At 39.1% G+C, this 15,133-nt stretch carries 15 protein-coding genes; 6 read left to right on the plus strand and 9 right to left on the minus strand.

What is annotated here, in order from left to right; all coding sequences use genetic code 11:
- The first annotated feature begins 11 nt into the window (after window positions 1-11).
- Entirely contained in the window at window positions 12-1,001 is a 990-nt protein-coding gene (locus tag ACIQXP_RS14200) for a polyprenyl synthetase family protein (protein WP_387505771.1), read from the plus strand.
- A gap of 202 nt (window positions 1,002-1,203) precedes the next feature.
- Here the strand turns inward: ACIQXP_RS14200 and ACIQXP_RS14205 are convergent, their stop codons facing one another.
- The 3 genes from ACIQXP_RS14205 to rplU form a co-directional block, all read right to left on the minus strand.
- Window positions 1,204-2,052, minus strand: a complete 849-nt coding sequence (locus ACIQXP_RS14205) for a hypothetical protein (protein WP_387505772.1) — start codon at window positions 2,050-2,052, stop codon at window positions 1,204-1,206.
- A 321-nt stretch (window positions 2,053-2,373) separates the two neighbouring features.
- Complete coding sequence (gene rpmA, locus ACIQXP_RS14210) at window positions 2,374-2,784, minus strand: 50S ribosomal protein L27 (RefSeq protein ID WP_293742336.1); 411 nt, start codon at window positions 2,782-2,784, stop codon at window positions 2,374-2,376.
- A 51-nt stretch (window positions 2,785-2,835) separates the two neighbouring features.
- A complete protein-coding gene (rplU, locus tag ACIQXP_RS14215) occupies window positions 2,836-3,147 on the minus strand; it encodes a 50S ribosomal protein L21 (RefSeq protein ID WP_039476071.1) in 312 nt (103 codons plus the stop codon).
- A gap of 666 nt (window positions 3,148-3,813) precedes the next feature.
- Between rplU and ACIQXP_RS14220 the strand changes: the two genes are divergently transcribed.
- A complete protein-coding gene (locus ACIQXP_RS14220) occupies window positions 3,814-4,770 on the plus strand; it encodes a GLPGLI family protein (RefSeq protein WP_293742337.1) in 957 nt (318 codons plus the stop codon).
- A complete protein-coding gene (locus tag ACIQXP_RS14225; RefSeq protein WP_387505773.1) occupies window positions 4,767-7,427 on the plus strand; it encodes a TonB-dependent receptor in 2,661 nt (886 codons plus the stop codon). The genes ACIQXP_RS14220 and ACIQXP_RS14225 overlap by 4 nt, the downstream gene beginning before the upstream one ends.
- Window positions 7,428-7,671: 244 nt before the next feature.
- On the opposite strand, the gene ACIQXP_RS14230 is transcribed toward ACIQXP_RS14225, so the two are convergent.
- From ACIQXP_RS14230 to ACIQXP_RS14245, 4 genes are all read right to left on the minus strand, one after another.
- Window positions 7,672-9,165, minus strand: coding sequence for a M56 family metallopeptidase (locus ACIQXP_RS14230; protein ID WP_387505774.1), 1,494 nt, complete (start codon window positions 9,163-9,165; stop codon window positions 7,672-7,674).
- Window positions 9,166-9,170: 5 nt separating this feature from the next.
- On the minus strand, window positions 9,171-9,533 hold the full coding sequence (locus tag ACIQXP_RS14235) for a BlaI/MecI/CopY family transcriptional regulator (protein WP_090987357.1): 363 nt from the start codon (window positions 9,531-9,533) through the stop codon (window positions 9,171-9,173).
- 167 nt (window positions 9,534-9,700) lie between these two features.
- On the minus strand, window positions 9,701-10,201 hold the full coding sequence (locus ACIQXP_RS14240) for a hypothetical protein (protein ID WP_293742340.1): 501 nt from the start codon (window positions 10,199-10,201) through the stop codon (window positions 9,701-9,703).
- Window positions 10,202-10,317: 116 nt separating this feature from the next.
- Window positions 10,318-11,691 (minus strand): dicarboxylate/amino acid:cation symporter, encoded by a 1,374-nt coding sequence (locus ACIQXP_RS14245; RefSeq protein ID WP_387505775.1) that lies wholly within the window; start codon window positions 11,689-11,691, stop codon window positions 10,318-10,320.
- A gap of 157 nt (window positions 11,692-11,848) precedes the next feature.
- On the opposite strand from ACIQXP_RS14245, the gene ACIQXP_RS14250 reads away from it, so the two are divergent.
- From ACIQXP_RS14250 to ACIQXP_RS14260, 3 genes are all read left to right on the plus strand, one after another.
- Window positions 11,849-12,346: an RNA polymerase sigma factor gene (locus ACIQXP_RS14250; RefSeq protein ID WP_039476083.1), complete on the plus strand. Its 498-nt coding sequence runs from the start codon at window positions 11,849-11,851 to the stop codon at window positions 12,344-12,346.
- Entirely contained in the window at window positions 12,333-12,932 is a 600-nt protein-coding gene (locus ACIQXP_RS14255; protein WP_293742342.1) for a hypothetical protein, read from the plus strand. The genes ACIQXP_RS14250 and ACIQXP_RS14255 overlap by 14 nt, the downstream gene beginning before the upstream one ends.
- 105 nt (window positions 12,933-13,037) lie before the next feature.
- Window positions 13,038-13,610 (plus strand): DUF922 domain-containing protein, encoded by a 573-nt coding sequence (locus tag ACIQXP_RS14260; RefSeq protein ID WP_391527781.1) that lies wholly within the window; start codon window positions 13,038-13,040, stop codon window positions 13,608-13,610.
- Here the strand turns inward: ACIQXP_RS14260 and ACIQXP_RS14265 are convergent.
- Window positions 13,593-13,973, minus strand: coding sequence for a diacylglycerol kinase family protein (locus tag ACIQXP_RS14265; RefSeq protein WP_387505777.1), 381 nt, complete (start codon window positions 13,971-13,973; stop codon window positions 13,593-13,595). The genes ACIQXP_RS14260 and ACIQXP_RS14265 overlap by 18 nt on opposite strands.
- 529 nt (window positions 13,974-14,502) lie before the next feature.
- On the minus strand, window positions 14,503-15,096 hold the full coding sequence (locus ACIQXP_RS14270) for a hypothetical protein (protein WP_387505778.1): 594 nt from the start codon (window positions 15,094-15,096) through the stop codon (window positions 14,503-14,505).
- Window positions 15,097-15,133: the final 37 nt, after the last annotated feature.

The following is a 15,133-nucleotide window of genomic DNA, read 5'->3' on the forward strand; positions in this document are numbered from 1 at the left end:
CCCGAAACACAATGTTGAAACAGAACATGCATACTACAGAACAATTACAGCAGATTTTAGATACCGCAATACAAAATTTAAATTTACCAGGTTACCCGAAACAACTTTACGATCCAATCAGTTACATTATTAACCTCGGCGGCAAACGCGTAAGGCCCCTGTTGGTACTTATGGCTACTGAATTGTTTGGTACAGATGCCAATGAATCTGTCCATGCTGCCATGGCCATCGAAATTTTCCATAATTTCACCCTGGTACATGATGATATCATGGATAATGCACCATTACGCAGAGGCCAGGCAACCGTACACGAAAAGTGGAGCACTAATGTGGCTATCTTAAGCGGTGACGTGATGATGGTAGAAGCCAATAAAAACCTGGCGAAAGTAAATCCAGTTTTTTTGAAAGATTCACTTGATACTTTTAATAGTACTGCACAAGGCGTTTGCGAGGGACAACAGCTGGATATGGAATTTGAAGGACGTGATGATGTAAGTATTGCGGAGTATATCAACATGATCAGACTTAAAACAGCCGTACTTCTGGGAGGAGCACTTAAATTAGGAGCAATAATTGCCGGTGCACCGGCAAAAGATGCCGACCTCATTGAACAATTTGGTGAAAACATAGGTATTGCCTTTCAACTGCAGGATGATATTTTAGATGTTTATGCCGATCCTGAAAAGTTTGGCAAACAGGTTGGTGGCGATATTATTGCCAATAAAAAAACTTTCTTATTGCTAAAAGCTCTTGAACTTGCTGAAGGCGACCACAAAGCTACATTGAATACGTGGACCAATGCTAAAGCATTTAATGCACAAGAAAAGGTAGAAACCGTTAGGGCAGTTTACGATACCCTGGATATACAGCAAATAGCCAAAGAACACATGAACCATTACCGGGATAAAGCCTTGGCCTTATTTGCACAGATCAATGTGAGCGATGAAAGAAAAGCCGGCCTGTTGACACTTACTCACCAGTTAATGGCCAGGGAGTATTAGAAAAGCGAGCTTAATCGATTTGAGAAAGCGTCATACAGACTGAAGCACGCTACTGTCGTGAAGTCGGGAAAGATTTTTCCCGTTCAAACTCCCGGCTTCGTTGCCCCGGATCGCATCGAAGCCGATACCGATTAAAGATCCAAATATGAAGCCATCTTAAACGGCAGCCATCACCAGGGTTCGCATTAAGATGGCTTTGTGCCTAAGCTTTAACCAATTTATACTTAATCCAAAAATCAGACTGTTTAGCCGTAATTCCAGCGTCTTCCTGCAGCCCTTGGCCACGGCTACGGCTCATCCGCCCTCCTGATCTTCCTCCACCCATACCACCGCGTCCACTGCCCATTCCACCCATGCCTTTTCCACCCGAAAAACCGTCTGCTCTGCCCCCATTTTCCTGCCTGCCTGATTGATGCATAGCAGTTCTATCGGGCTGGTTAATTTTAATGTGATAAACCAATGGCTTTTTTGCCTCGACATTTACGCACAGTTGTGCCAGCGGAATACAGAGTTCGTAAATCAGGTCTTTATTGGGGCGTATACTCATACCAGTTTTAATCCCACTCTGGTTCTCTGCAGATAAATCACCATCGACAATGTTTTTGAACCCAGAAACACGGATGCTTTTATTCATTGTTAAAGGATCCTGCGGCACTCCCATATCTCCTTTAGGTTGCGCTATATTATTTGGGGACATATTTACATCGTTAACCTCATGTGGTCTTTCCATCAGCGGAAAGGTTAACTGAATTCCATCCTTCTTTTTGCCTGCTGTACTAATGTTTAAGGTAATGCATCCGCTCAATACACTGAACGTAGTTTGCGGATCCAGAGATTCGATAATAATGTAAAGATTCTGGTCATCATTAGCGAGCGCAAAAGCCAGCCGTGTAGCATCGTTATACTGGTTAAGTGGTTCATTCCATTCGTTCGATACACCGTCTGCCTTAAAAGGCTTTACCATGCGCATATTTTCTTCTATATCTTGCGCATACAGGAAAGTGCTTGAAATAAGTAATGGAATTAATAAGGATATCTGCTTCAGAGTCATGGGTTTGGTTTTAAATCAATACCCAAATCTAAAAGTCTGAAATGTTAATTTTTGTTATTTAACAGGGTTTAACAATTCAGCGGCGGCGGCAGTCCGAGGTTTGACGTCAGTTAAACGAAGGATAAATCAGCAAAAGAAAATCCCGTTATTTCAACAAGGAACGACAAAACAATCTTAATCTTGTGATTTTAGGATAAGGTTAATCAATCAGCTTTCAGTTGCTGTGCTGACTGAGAAAGCCAGTTCACAACTGTAGTTTTAGCTACAACAAAAAAGGGTCCTGATTGCATCAGAACCCTTTCTATTTTCATTTCGTACTAATTATTCTGCAGCTGCAGCTTCTTCAGTAGCTTCGTCTTTTTTAGCTGCTTTTTTCGCAGGTGCTTTTTTTGCTGGTGCGGCTTCAGCTACAACTTCATTTTCTGCAGTTGCTTTTTTAGCAGCTGGCTTAGCAATTGCTGCTTCGATCTCCGCATCAGTTATAGGAAGAATAGAAACATATGATTTGTTATCTTGTTTCTTTTTGAAAACAACAGTACCATCAACTAAAGCAAATAAAGTATGGTCTTTACCAATACCCACGCCTTTATCAGGATGGTGTTTTGTGCCGCGTTGACGTACCAAAATGTTTCCTGCAACAGCTAACTGACCACCGAAAACTTTAATACCTAAACGCTTACTGTGCGATTCACGTCCGTTTTTCGAACTACCGGCTCCTTTTTTGTGTGCCATGATTTTATATTTTGTAACCCGCTAAAAGCGGATTATTGGGTTAACAATTAATTATAACGTGATGTCAGAGATCTGAATCTTAGTGAAAAACTGGCGGTGACCATTTTTCTTTTTGTAACCTTTTCTACGTTTTTTGTGGAAAACGATTACTTTATCACCTTTTAAATGAGATACGATCTTAGCTGAAACTTTAGCACCTTTAACTGCAGGAGCACCTACAGTAATTGCACCACCGTTATCAACCAACAATACATTATCAAATTCAATACTAGCGCCTTCATCTCCTTGTAATCTGTGTACAAAAAGGTGCTGGTCTTTAGCAACTTTAAATTGCTGCCCTGCTATATTTACTATTGCGTACATTGTTTAAATATTAGTTTTTTAATTTTTATTTAACGAGGTGCAAATATAGAATAAATTCAATTAACACACAAACAGATATCGAAAATATTTTTCGTCAAAACATTCCCCTCATTTCAACCACAAATTCCTGATTCGTTTACCCACACGGTTATTTTTTTTTAAAGCGCCAATATACGCATTTTAGTTCCTTTCTCGCATCCTGCACACGCTTTGTCTACACACACCATAGTAATGAGAGGCCTTCGCTTTTTCAGCGATGCTTATCATCAATAATGGGAATACCCTCGTTTGTAAAGTTCCAGGGCAAACAAGCTTTGTTTCTAAACCCGATCGAGCGGAATAGCCCGGAGCGCAGTGAGGACTATAAGCGAAAGCGGGGCCGCAAGCCGCCAAGAAACACCGAACGCTCATTTCCAAATATTATTTCTGTCGGTTCCAACTCCACTCAAATGACATATCAAAATGTAGGTGTCTATTCTTCCCGGCGAAAAAATACGTACCCTCTCCTTCCCAATTTTCCATCTTCCATTTTTACATCTTCCATTTTCCATCATCCGTCTTCCATTTTACCCCCTCCCTCCCCGTTAAAAAATGTTAAAACATTTTTCTAATTACGAAAAATTCGTAGATTTACGAAAATTAAATAGATAACTAAATAACCATATCATGAAACGAATTTTTACTTCTTGCCTGGCTACAGTCATTTTACTATCAGCAAAGGCTCAGGAACCAGACAAAGCTTTGGCCAGGGTGCGCTACACTTTTACACACATAACCGATACGACACAGAAAGATAAACCCAAAGTAGAAAATATGCTGCTTGTAACCGGTAAAAATGCATCTGTATTTACCAGTTACGATAAAATGAACCAGGCAAAGAACATGCAAATGCAGATCATGGAGCAAATGAAAAACCAGGCAGGTAATGGAAACGTGAAAATTGAAGTAAAAAGTGAAACGAAGGCACCACTTACCCAGGAAGACTATTTCTTTTTTGCAAATGAACATAAAATGATTACCAAAGAGCGCGTATTTAACAATTACCTAATTGAAGAACCTGCTCCAACCATTAGCTGGAAGATATTAAAAGATACGATGAGCTTTTCGGGAATTGCCTGTCAGAAAGCAACTACACATTTTAAAGGCCGCAACTGGATAGCCTGGTTTGCAACCGATATTCCGCTTCAAAGCGGTCCATGGAAATTAAATGGTTTACCTGGTTTAATTATAGAAGCTTACGATGATAAAAAAGAAGTGAAATTTGAATTTGCCGGACTTGAAAATGTAAAGGAAACAAATGCTACAGACAATCCAGATGGAGAGGTTAAAATTGCAGCCCCAAGTGGCGGGGTGAGTTCGGTAAAGATTATGGGTATGGATATTAGCACCAGTTATCTTGGGTCTGAAATTAAATTACCAACAAATGCAATAAAAACCACAAGAAAAGAACTCGATAAACTTAAAACAGCACGCGATAAAGATCCGCAAGGTTTTATGCAGGCCCAAATGGCTGCAAATGGAATGCAAGGTTCATTCAAAACCAATCAGGCGCCACGCCCTGCAAGCAAAACTGCAAATAAAGCTGAAATCAATAATCCGATAGAAATTGAAGATAAAAAATGAGAAAGTTCATTTTAAGCTGCTGGCTCTTGCTGGCGGCGCTTTCTGTTGCTGCACAAAGGCCGCTTAAAGGATTGGTAAAAGACGCCATTGGCAAAGGTATTGAATCCGTTAACGTTACCTTAAAAGATGCCGGCGGTAACATCATCAATTTTACCAGAACGAATAAAAATGGCGCCTTTACCATTGAACTCAAAAACGAAGCCATTGCAGGTTACCAACTTGAAGCTTCGAGCATTGGTTTTAAAAAGATGGTGACTACCGTAACCGATGTTGCTAAAAATTACGAGGTGATTTTACAACCCAGCGAAACCACGCTGGAAACGGTAACTGTTAAAAACAGACCATCATTGACATCCAGGGGCGATACTTTAAATTACCGCACGGCTGACTTTGCCGATAAGCAAGACAGGAGTATTGGCGATGTATTAAAAAAAATGCCAGGCGTTGAGGTGGCTGAGGATGGCAAGATCACCTACAATGGAAAATCGATATCTAACCTATATGTGGATGGGGATAATCTATTAGATGATAAGTACAATATAGGCACCAAAAGCATTCCGCATGGAGCAGTTGATAAGGTCCAGGTTATTCAGAACGATCAACCTATTAAAATGATGCGCAAAAATAATATGAGTGATGATGTTGCCTTAAACCTGGTGATCAAAGATGAAGCTAAGCTTAAAATGATGGGAGATGCCACTGTTGGTGCCGGCATCCCCAATCGATTTGATGAAAACCTAAACGCCATGTTGTTTAATAAAAAGCTAAAATTTATCAACAACATAAAAGGAAACAATATCGGCATTGATCCGGGTAACGACCTTATTGCACATAATTTTTCTGATTATGCAAAAAAACTGGATAACGATAAACCAAACGGACTGCTATCCACAGGCGCTGCCGGGGTACCATCCCTGCCACAAAGCAGATATCTGTTTAACAAAGCTGGCCTGATTAACCTTAACAATTTATACAAGTTCAATCCAGACCTCCAGTTAAGGGCCAATATCTCCTATCTATACGACCAAAGACGTCAGGAATACAATAAATTTTCGGAGACTTACCTTCCCGGTCAAACCATACGTTATGCCGAAACACAAAACAATGCCATTAATCCACAAAAACTCAGGGCGCAGTTTAACCTGAATGGCAATGCGGAACGATACTATCTGAATAACAATCTGGTATTGGAATATACCCCTTTCAAAACCACATCGGATTTGATAATTAATAACGTAGCAGCCAACCAGATTCTTAAACAGAAAACTTTCGACTTATCGAACGAATTTAATTACCGGAAAAAGTTAAAATCAGAGGATGTAATCAATCTCTACTCCTATTTAAACCATACTACTCAACCCGAAATCCTAAATATTACACCCGGGCTAAACCCTGATATTTTAAATAATGGAAACAGTTATCTTGATTTAACACAACAGATCAAACTACCAACCTGGTACACCAATAACTATGTGTCATTCGCTTTTGTAAAAAACAATTTCGTACAAACCTACAAAGCAGGCTTTAATGTGCAGCAACAGCAGCTTAATTCAGTGCTATACCGCACGCAAAACAATCAGCAAACGGCACCCGTTACAGGAAATACGGTAAACGAACTTGGCTGGTTTAAAACCAAACTTTACACTGAAGCCACTTACGAGTATACCAATGATAAATTAAAGGCTGGTTTAAGCTTACCATTAAGCTACAACTACATTGACTACAGTGATACCGCTAACCAATTGCATAATAACCTGAATAAACTATTCATAAACCCTTCGTTTAACCTAAAATACGAAACCAGTACCGAAAATTATGTAACGGCAAACTATAGCTTCAGAAACGACCTGGGAAATATTAGCGACGTATACCGTGGTACGATTTTAAAGAACTACCGTTCATTATTTTCAAACGATGCACCAATTACCGAATCCCAAACACATAACATAGGCGCCGGTTTCAACTTTAGAAAGGCCATGCAAATGTTGTTCGCGAATTTAACGGCCAATTATAGCGACACTGAGTTGAACACCATTTCGGCCTTCAACCTGAGCAACAACATTCAGCAGAAAATTGTACTGCCATTAAATAACCATATCCGTAACTTCTACCTTGCAGCAAATGCCAGCAAATACCTGTTTACCCTAAAAAGTACCGTAAATGCCGGTGTCAGTTATTCTAAAAGCAGATATAGTCAGCTACAGAACAATGCACTTTTACCGTTTAACACGCAAACCATAGCTTACAAAGTTGGGATTGAAGCCAAGCTGAGCGACTTCATTAACTGGTCTTACGCAGCCAATTTTGCCATAATCGATAATAAAGCCATAGTAGCTAACGGGATAAAAACGAATATTAAACAATTGAGGCAACAGTCTGCTTTAGCGATTACCACAATTAAAAATCTGTACGTAAACCTCTCTGCTGAACACCTTTTCACCAGGCAATCATCACAACCTGATTTGAAATACATTTTTGCGGATGCGAACCTGCGTTACAAATGGTTAAAAATGAAGACTGATATTGAATTTGGGATCACTAACCTCACCAATATTAAAAGGTTTGACGCCATTTACCTTTCGGCCAACGCCTTAACTACCGGAACTTATATTATCCCCGGGCGGGTAGCCATGCTCAAGGCGACGTTTAATTTTTAAGAATTAATTAGCGGGAAGTACTGCAGCGCATGATCTCCCGCTGATTTGAGATGATTAACACAGACTGTTGCTATAAGAACTCTCCTGATCTGCAAACTCCCTTTGATCTGCGGTAAAAAAACCTGTTACGAATGCTTTTTTGCTGCAGCGCACGGTCTCCCGCTGGTTAATATGATTAACACAGATCGTTGTTTACGAACTGTCTTTATCCTTACAATCCGTTTGATCCGCGAAAAAAACTCGATTAATGCTTCGTATTGATCTGGATAAACTGCCCTTTCTGATCCATTTTCAGATCCATAATCATATCGGGATTTAATTGATCAATCGCTTCTTTACTCACTTTATTTCCGTTCAGGTAATAACCCATACTGGTGACCGAAGATTCTTTTGCACCAGGTTTATCTTTTAATGCTTCGCTGTTCTCTTTGGTATTGACAGTAGATTTCATGATAAAAATGGCTGTAACTTTTTTTCCTTTGGTACCTGCAACATTTCCAAAGCCACCTTTTGCCTGTTCAGCGAGCATAATCTGTTCAATTCTTTCGTTAGCTGGAACTGAATCTGTAAAGTTGAACTGTTTGACCAAAATTCGTTTGTTTGAGCTACCGTCTGTTTTAAAATGGAATTTAAAATTGTCAACCTTTTTTTGAATCGCGGCCACTACATCTTGCTGTGCGGAATCCAAACCATTACTATTCCGTTTCAGAACAAAGGTAAATCTGTCAGCGGTATCTGTTTTATCTACCACCCGCGACATAACCTCTCTTTTTTTATTAATTTTTGATTTTATTCCTGCTTCCACAACAGCTTCAGGCTGCTGATGCGGCATCACATTAACTACCGCTTTGGTTAAAGGGGATAAACTTTTCTCTACCGCTTTTTTATCAATGGTAAAGGCAAGTGAAATGCACAGCAAAACCGGTAAAGCAAGCATATAGCGTGTTAAATTTAATTTTGATGACCGTTTGGCATTCATCATCATGATCCTCTTTTTTAGATCAGACAAGCTGAAATTATTCACAATGGCAACTGAAGCCTGTAAGTTACCTACATCCAGCAAACTATACTGATAAGCTTTTTTATCTATTCCTTTTTTTAGAATGCGGGCATCGGTAATAAACTCAAGGTTTTCGCGCACGGCTTTTTTCATCATCCAAACGCCGGGATTGAACCAGTAAAAAACCACACAAATTTCAGCCAGAATAATATCAACTGTATGCCATTGCTCCACATGGACTTTCTCATGGGCCAATATATTAGGAAGATCTTCCTGCTTATGAAGTCCCGGATTGATATAAATGGTTTGCCAGAAACTAAAAGGACTTACCTCATCCGCTAAAATCCTTACCTGATACTGATTTAGCTTATCGGGCGAAGAATTTTGATGCATGCGGTACAGCGAAATAAACTGCACCAGTAAGCGCAATGCCATAAGCACCAGACCAACATAAAAGCATATCGTAAGCACCTGCCACAATAGAGGAACGGCATCCTGTTTTACCAGCTGGCTTACCTGTTGGTTCAGCCCGGGAACAAAGGCGGGCACAGATTGATGTCCGGCCAAAAAATCAGTCAGGTTAATAAAAGGATAAGCAGAAGAAAAAATAATTCCAAACAAAAGAAATGTCCTGTTTAGAGAATAGAATGTTAACCTCCGCAACACCAGGTAATAAGTAGCCGAAAACAAAATCAGCACGAGGTTAATTTTAAACAAAATGAGAAAGAAATGTGGCATAGCCTCTACTTTTCAGGGTGCTCAATTAAATTTATAATCTCTTTAAGTTCTTCGGCGCTGATCTTTTTGTCCTTAGCAAAAAAAGCAACCAGTTCTTTGTACGAACTTTGAAAATAATTATTAACAAAACCGCTCATAAAACGCTTTTTATACTCTATTTCTTTAACCTTTGCACTGTAACGGTTCGCATTTGCAAACCTTTCACTTACCAGATATCCTTTACGTTCAAGATTTTTGATAGTCGATGCCAAAGTGGTATATGGTGGTTTAGGTTCGGGCAGCACATCCATAAAATCTTTAATAAAACCTTTTCCAACCTGCCAAACAGCCAGCATCGCTTCTTCTTCCTGCAATGTTAATTTTTCCATACTTACGAATATATCGTAAATATACGAAAACATCTTAAATAATAAAGACCTTAATCTGCTTAGATCAAGGTCTTTATTTATGATAACAAATGAATGTTTTTTCTTCTTCGGCTTTCGACTCAGGACTCCCGACTCAGGACTCAGGACTTAGGACTCCCGAGTAAAGATTACTTAGCGCTTCTTTTTTCGGCCTGTAACAATGTTTGATCTATAACTTTTCGCATTTGTACGGCAGCATCCAACAATTTGGGATTACCATCAAAATCGCCGTAAATCACTACATGTTTTGTTTTTTCCTTGTATTTAAACAAAATATCGTAACGTGGCACTGCCATGGATTTCTCACTTTTCCTACCTATGGTATCCGGAAAATTCCAAAGTCCGATTTCATTAGCTTTACTGTGCATGTAAAGAATATCGTCGTTTTTTAAAAAGATTTTTTTCCTAATTACCGAATCGGCCCCGGTTACATACTGATACTCGCCAGTGGCCGAGTTATAGTGATTTTCTAAGGTATCTTTAATGCCCCATTTGTATTCCATTGATACAAAATCCTTTTTCCGGAAAGGTGCATTCTGGATAATCGGTTTATAATAGATGTAACAATAAATGATCATCGGAACGATAATCGTAATGGCTAAGAATATTTTTTTTCCTCTACTTGACACTTTTTATTGAATTTTGAATGATTGAATTTTGAATGATTGAATTAGCGCATTATTAAATAATTGAAAGTTTAAAAAGACTCAGGACTAAAGACTCTGGACTCTGGACTCCGGACTACCTACTCCTTCAACTCCCCTTCCCATTTACTTACTACAGCCGTTGCAATACTGTTCCCCACTACATTGGTTGCCGAACGGCCCATATCCAGTAGCGGATCAATACCGATTAACAATGCCAAACCTGCTTCAGGAATATTAAAACTGGCAATGGTACCAGCGATTACAACCAGAGATGCTCTTGGTACGCCTGCAATCCCTTTACTGGTTAACATCAAAATCAATAGCATCGAAATTTGTTGTTCAAAACTTAAATGAATGCCATAAGCCTGGGCTATAAATAACGAAGCAAAGGTCATATACATCATCGATCCATCTAAATTGAATGAATAACCCAAAGGCAGCACGAAACTTACAATTTTATCCTTGCAGCCGAAACGCTCCAAAAGCATCATTGTTTTGGGATAGGCTGCTTCGCTGCTAGCCGTGCTAAAAGCTAAAAGGGCAGGTTCTTTCATATCGTTTACCAAACGGAAAATCCGTTTTTTCAATATCAGGAAACCCAGAAAGATCAATACTCCCCATAAAATGATTAAACCAAAGTAAAATTCGCCAATAAAAATGGCGTAAGTATTCAGCACACTTAAACCCTGTTTGGCAATAATAGCCGTCATGGCGCCAAATACGGCAAGTGGGGCAAAGTTCATTACATAGCCTGTCATCTTCAGGATCACGTGAGCAATGGCATCAAAAGCTTTGATTACAATCTGTCCCATATCACCAATAGCTGCTGTAGCCACCCCAAAAAACAAAGAGAATACTACAATCTGTAAAATCTCGTTGGTAGCCATTGATTCGGCAATACTTTTCGGAAATACATGCGCTATAAAATCCTTAACACTCATGGCTGCCTTCTGGATCCCGGTATCAACCAGATGATCGGGTAATGATAATTTCATGTACTTACCAGGTTCAAACAAATTAACCAGGATCATCCCTAACACGAGCGACATTAACGACATGGTTAAAAACCAACCCAATGTTTTACCTCCGATACGGCCAACAGCTTTGATATCGCCTACTTTTGCTACTCCAACAACCAGGGTAGTAAATACTAGCGGGGCAACAATCATTTTAATCAGGCGTAGAAAAATGTCACTTAACAGGGTAAAAAACTCCAGTTTTTTCTCCCTGATGGTCTCGTTTTCTTTTTTGATTTTAGCGGCAGCCTTTTTATCTGCTTTAAGCTGGGTATAAACCGCGCTCGTGGTATCAGTTGATTTTGCAATATTAACTTCTATGCTTTTAACCCTGGCATCAGCATTCATTATGTTCTGGTTGTAAACATTAATAGCATTTACGTTTAAAAAATACCCCAATGCAATTCCTGCAATCAGCGCTATAAAAATAAAAAGCGTGAGTCTGTTTTTCTTCATGAATAAAAAAGTTTGTGGCAACTTAATTCGGTAAAACTACGATATTTACGGCTTGTAACCAATTTTGATATCAGGAGGCTTCAAAAATATATTATTTTGGAATTCCTGTGTAACAAAAAATGTGTATCAACATCTAAAACGCAACGACAGCCCCTAAATGGAACAAAAAGACAAGTTATTCAAGCAGATCTTCGATTCGAATTCCAAAAAAATATTCCATTTATGTTATGGTTATACCGGCGATACCGATGCCGCAAATGATCTTCTACAGGAAACTTTTTTAAAGGTCTGGCAAAACCTGGATAAATTCCGCAATAAATCTTTGATTTCAACGTGGATTTATCGTATCGCGGTAAATACCTGTTTAACTTACCTGAGATCGGAAAAGAGACAGGCAAAAGATGAGTTAACGGATAACATTATCGAAAATAAAGTGGAAGAATTTTCGGAGAAAAACGAACAGGTAGCCTTGCTTTATAAATGTATTTCTAAACTTGAGGAGAATGACCGTTTAATTATTACCATGGTACTGGATGAACTGCCATATCACGAAATTGCCGACATTTCAGGTATTAGTGAAGGCAACTTAAGGGTAAAAATTCATCGTATTAAACAAAAATTAACAGAATTATATAGCCAGTATGCAAGCGTTTGATCAAATACAGGAGTTGTGGCAAAAACACGAGGTAGAAGTTAAGGTTTCTGCTGATGAAATGTTACAACAAGCGAAGAAAGAAGTAAATGGATTAAAGCTGAAATCGGCCTTAAACATTGGGGGTATGCTGCTGTCTTTCATCGCCATTGCTGCCCTATGGATATTTTTCCATTTCGAATCGTGGACCACGCACGTAGGGATCAGCATTACCATTATTGCCATTGGTGTGTATACCTTAATCCTTTACCGGGATTACCGTTTAATTGCCAAAAATGATTTCACCGCCCATCCGAATGAATTTCTGCACACCTTAAAAACCTATCAGTTAAATCGTTACAAACTATACAACTCACTTTACTGGTTTTATGCCATAGCCCTTTCTTTGGGTTTAATATTTTATTTTGTAGAAATACTGGCATACTTTAGCACCATACAGAAAGTGGTTGCCGTTGGTTTAACAGCATTGTGGATTATTTTCTGCTCAACCATTTTACGCAAAGCTGTAATAAAAAGAGAAAAAGAGCGGATTGCCTTGCTAATCGAAAAATTCGAGCGTATTAGCGGCCAGATTTCTACTCCCGAATAATTTTAGGCACGGTTTTTTCGTAGTAAAATTTGACACACAAATCCTGATGATTTGATTGGCCTGAATGGCAATGAAAAATCAGGCTGTGATACCGTTGAAAAAATTATGGCATTGAAAAAACTGATCATTCCGATATTATTATTGCTGTTACTGCCTTTCTCTTTTGCTTTTAAACAGGATTTTACCCAGCCCGTACAACTGAACTGGGAAACTTATTTTAAAGGCAAAGCTGATGAAAGTTCGCCATTTATTGCCTTAACGGCCATGACCTGGGAATATAGTTACAACAGTACTATATACCGAAACCGTGTAGTGATTAAGCTTAAAAATGAAGTGCGGATTGATAAAAACCGTTCCTGGGTAAAGTGGGATAAGATTAAAGATCCTGAAGTAAGGGCGAGCTTGTTGCACCACGAACAGGGACATGTAAATATTCAATACATTTTGCTCTCTGAAGCTGAAAGGGTGCTAAAAAACCGGAATTATTCCGTTAGCAACTATAAAGCCCAGATAGCCGAACTGGCCAACCAGATCAGCAGTTATTTCGACACCATGCAACATAATTACGATGAGGAAACCGAACATGGCAGCAACCACAAAATGCAGGCCCGCTGGGACCGGATTATTGAGGATAAAATGGAGGAATCCAGAACGGCTACATTAGCGCTGCAGAAATAATAATTTCGGGATAAATATAATGCCCCCAACGGCTAAAGCTAAACATGCAGCAACCAAAACCGCAGCAGCGGCCAGGTCTTTTACGATTTTAATTTTAGGATGAAAACCCGGCGAAACCACATCAGCAAGCTTTTCAATGGCAGCATTTAAAATTTCGGCAACAATAACGGCCGAGATAACCCCCAAAATGGAGATCCATTCTAAAGCAGAAAGTTTAAGGTAAAAAGAAAGGCCAATAGCAATAACTGCTGCAAAAAGATGAATCCTACCATTATGATCATTAACAATAAAGAGTTTTAAGCCCTGAAAAGCATATTTAAAGCTTTTAACACGATCAATAATGGAAAATTTTTGGTTGTTCATTATTTTTGAAATTCGTCATCCTGAATTTATTTCAGGATCTCTCAGTATAAATTGATGCAGAAATAATTTACCAATAATAGCCTTTAATAAGAAAAATCATCATTGCGATGCACGAGGCAATTTTAATGCGTACGCTAGTAGCGATCGTTTTAAGATTGCTTCCCCGAAAGGTTGGTGTAAGCTGTAGGCTGAAAAAGCCTTCTCACAAGGACAATGACTCCTAGCCTTTAAATTTACTAAATCATCTGTCAATCCTATTGATTTTTATACAATAAATTATCTCTCAGGATAACATCGAGCGCGAAAAGCCTTCATCTCGACCGCAGCAAAGCAAAGTGCCTGCACGTACAGGCGAGAAGAGATCTTTGTAACAACTTATTGAAATCAAATTTAAAAGATTTCTCCATTTCGCTACCGATGAAAAATCGGTAAGCTTCAGTCGAAATGACGATTAACTGGTTAGAATTTGTCGCCATGCCATACACATCACGCTATGCAGCATCCACCTTTATACCTTCCACCTTCTACCCTACTTCACCTCGCTCGTTGAAAAACTATTACCGCTTAACCTGTACTGGTAAGTGTTAGTGATGGTTTTAGTACTATCTGCGCTGTCCTTTACAGGAAACGAACGAAAAAGGTCACCATTTTTGATAAAAAATTTATCATCTCCTCTATAGCCTTTCTTTTGACCGGCGTTTAACGAAGGAAAACTGATTTTATTAAAATCGCCGCCCGCATATTCAAATACATTGAGATCGGAAACTGTTTTTTTGCTCAACAGCTGTATATATAATTCCGGATTTCCATCGTTATCCAAATCCATATTCCAGGCGTCGGTAATAATACCTTTGCGATCAACAGCTGCCGACCGGTAATGATTATGGATCGAATCAGACATTAAAATCTGGTAACCGCCAATAGAATCGACACCCTTGCCCCAGCTGACAATTTCAAAATTTAATCCGGGTTTTACTTCAATATCCTTATAAAAACGAAAAGGATTTTGCACTTTTACGGTTTCAGTTCTGATTTCTTTTGGCTTCTCTTCGCTGCATGCTAAACAAAACAGCATCCCCGTAATGCACAGGAGATGCTGTAATGTATATTTCTGTAATTTCATTCTAGTTTGGGATATTTTGGTTGTCCCAAATTAATGA

The sequence above is a fragment of the Pedobacter suwonensis genome (genome assembly GCF_044762335.1).
Classification (GTDB): Bacteria; Bacteroidota; Bacteroidia; order Sphingobacteriales; family Sphingobacteriaceae; genus Pedobacter.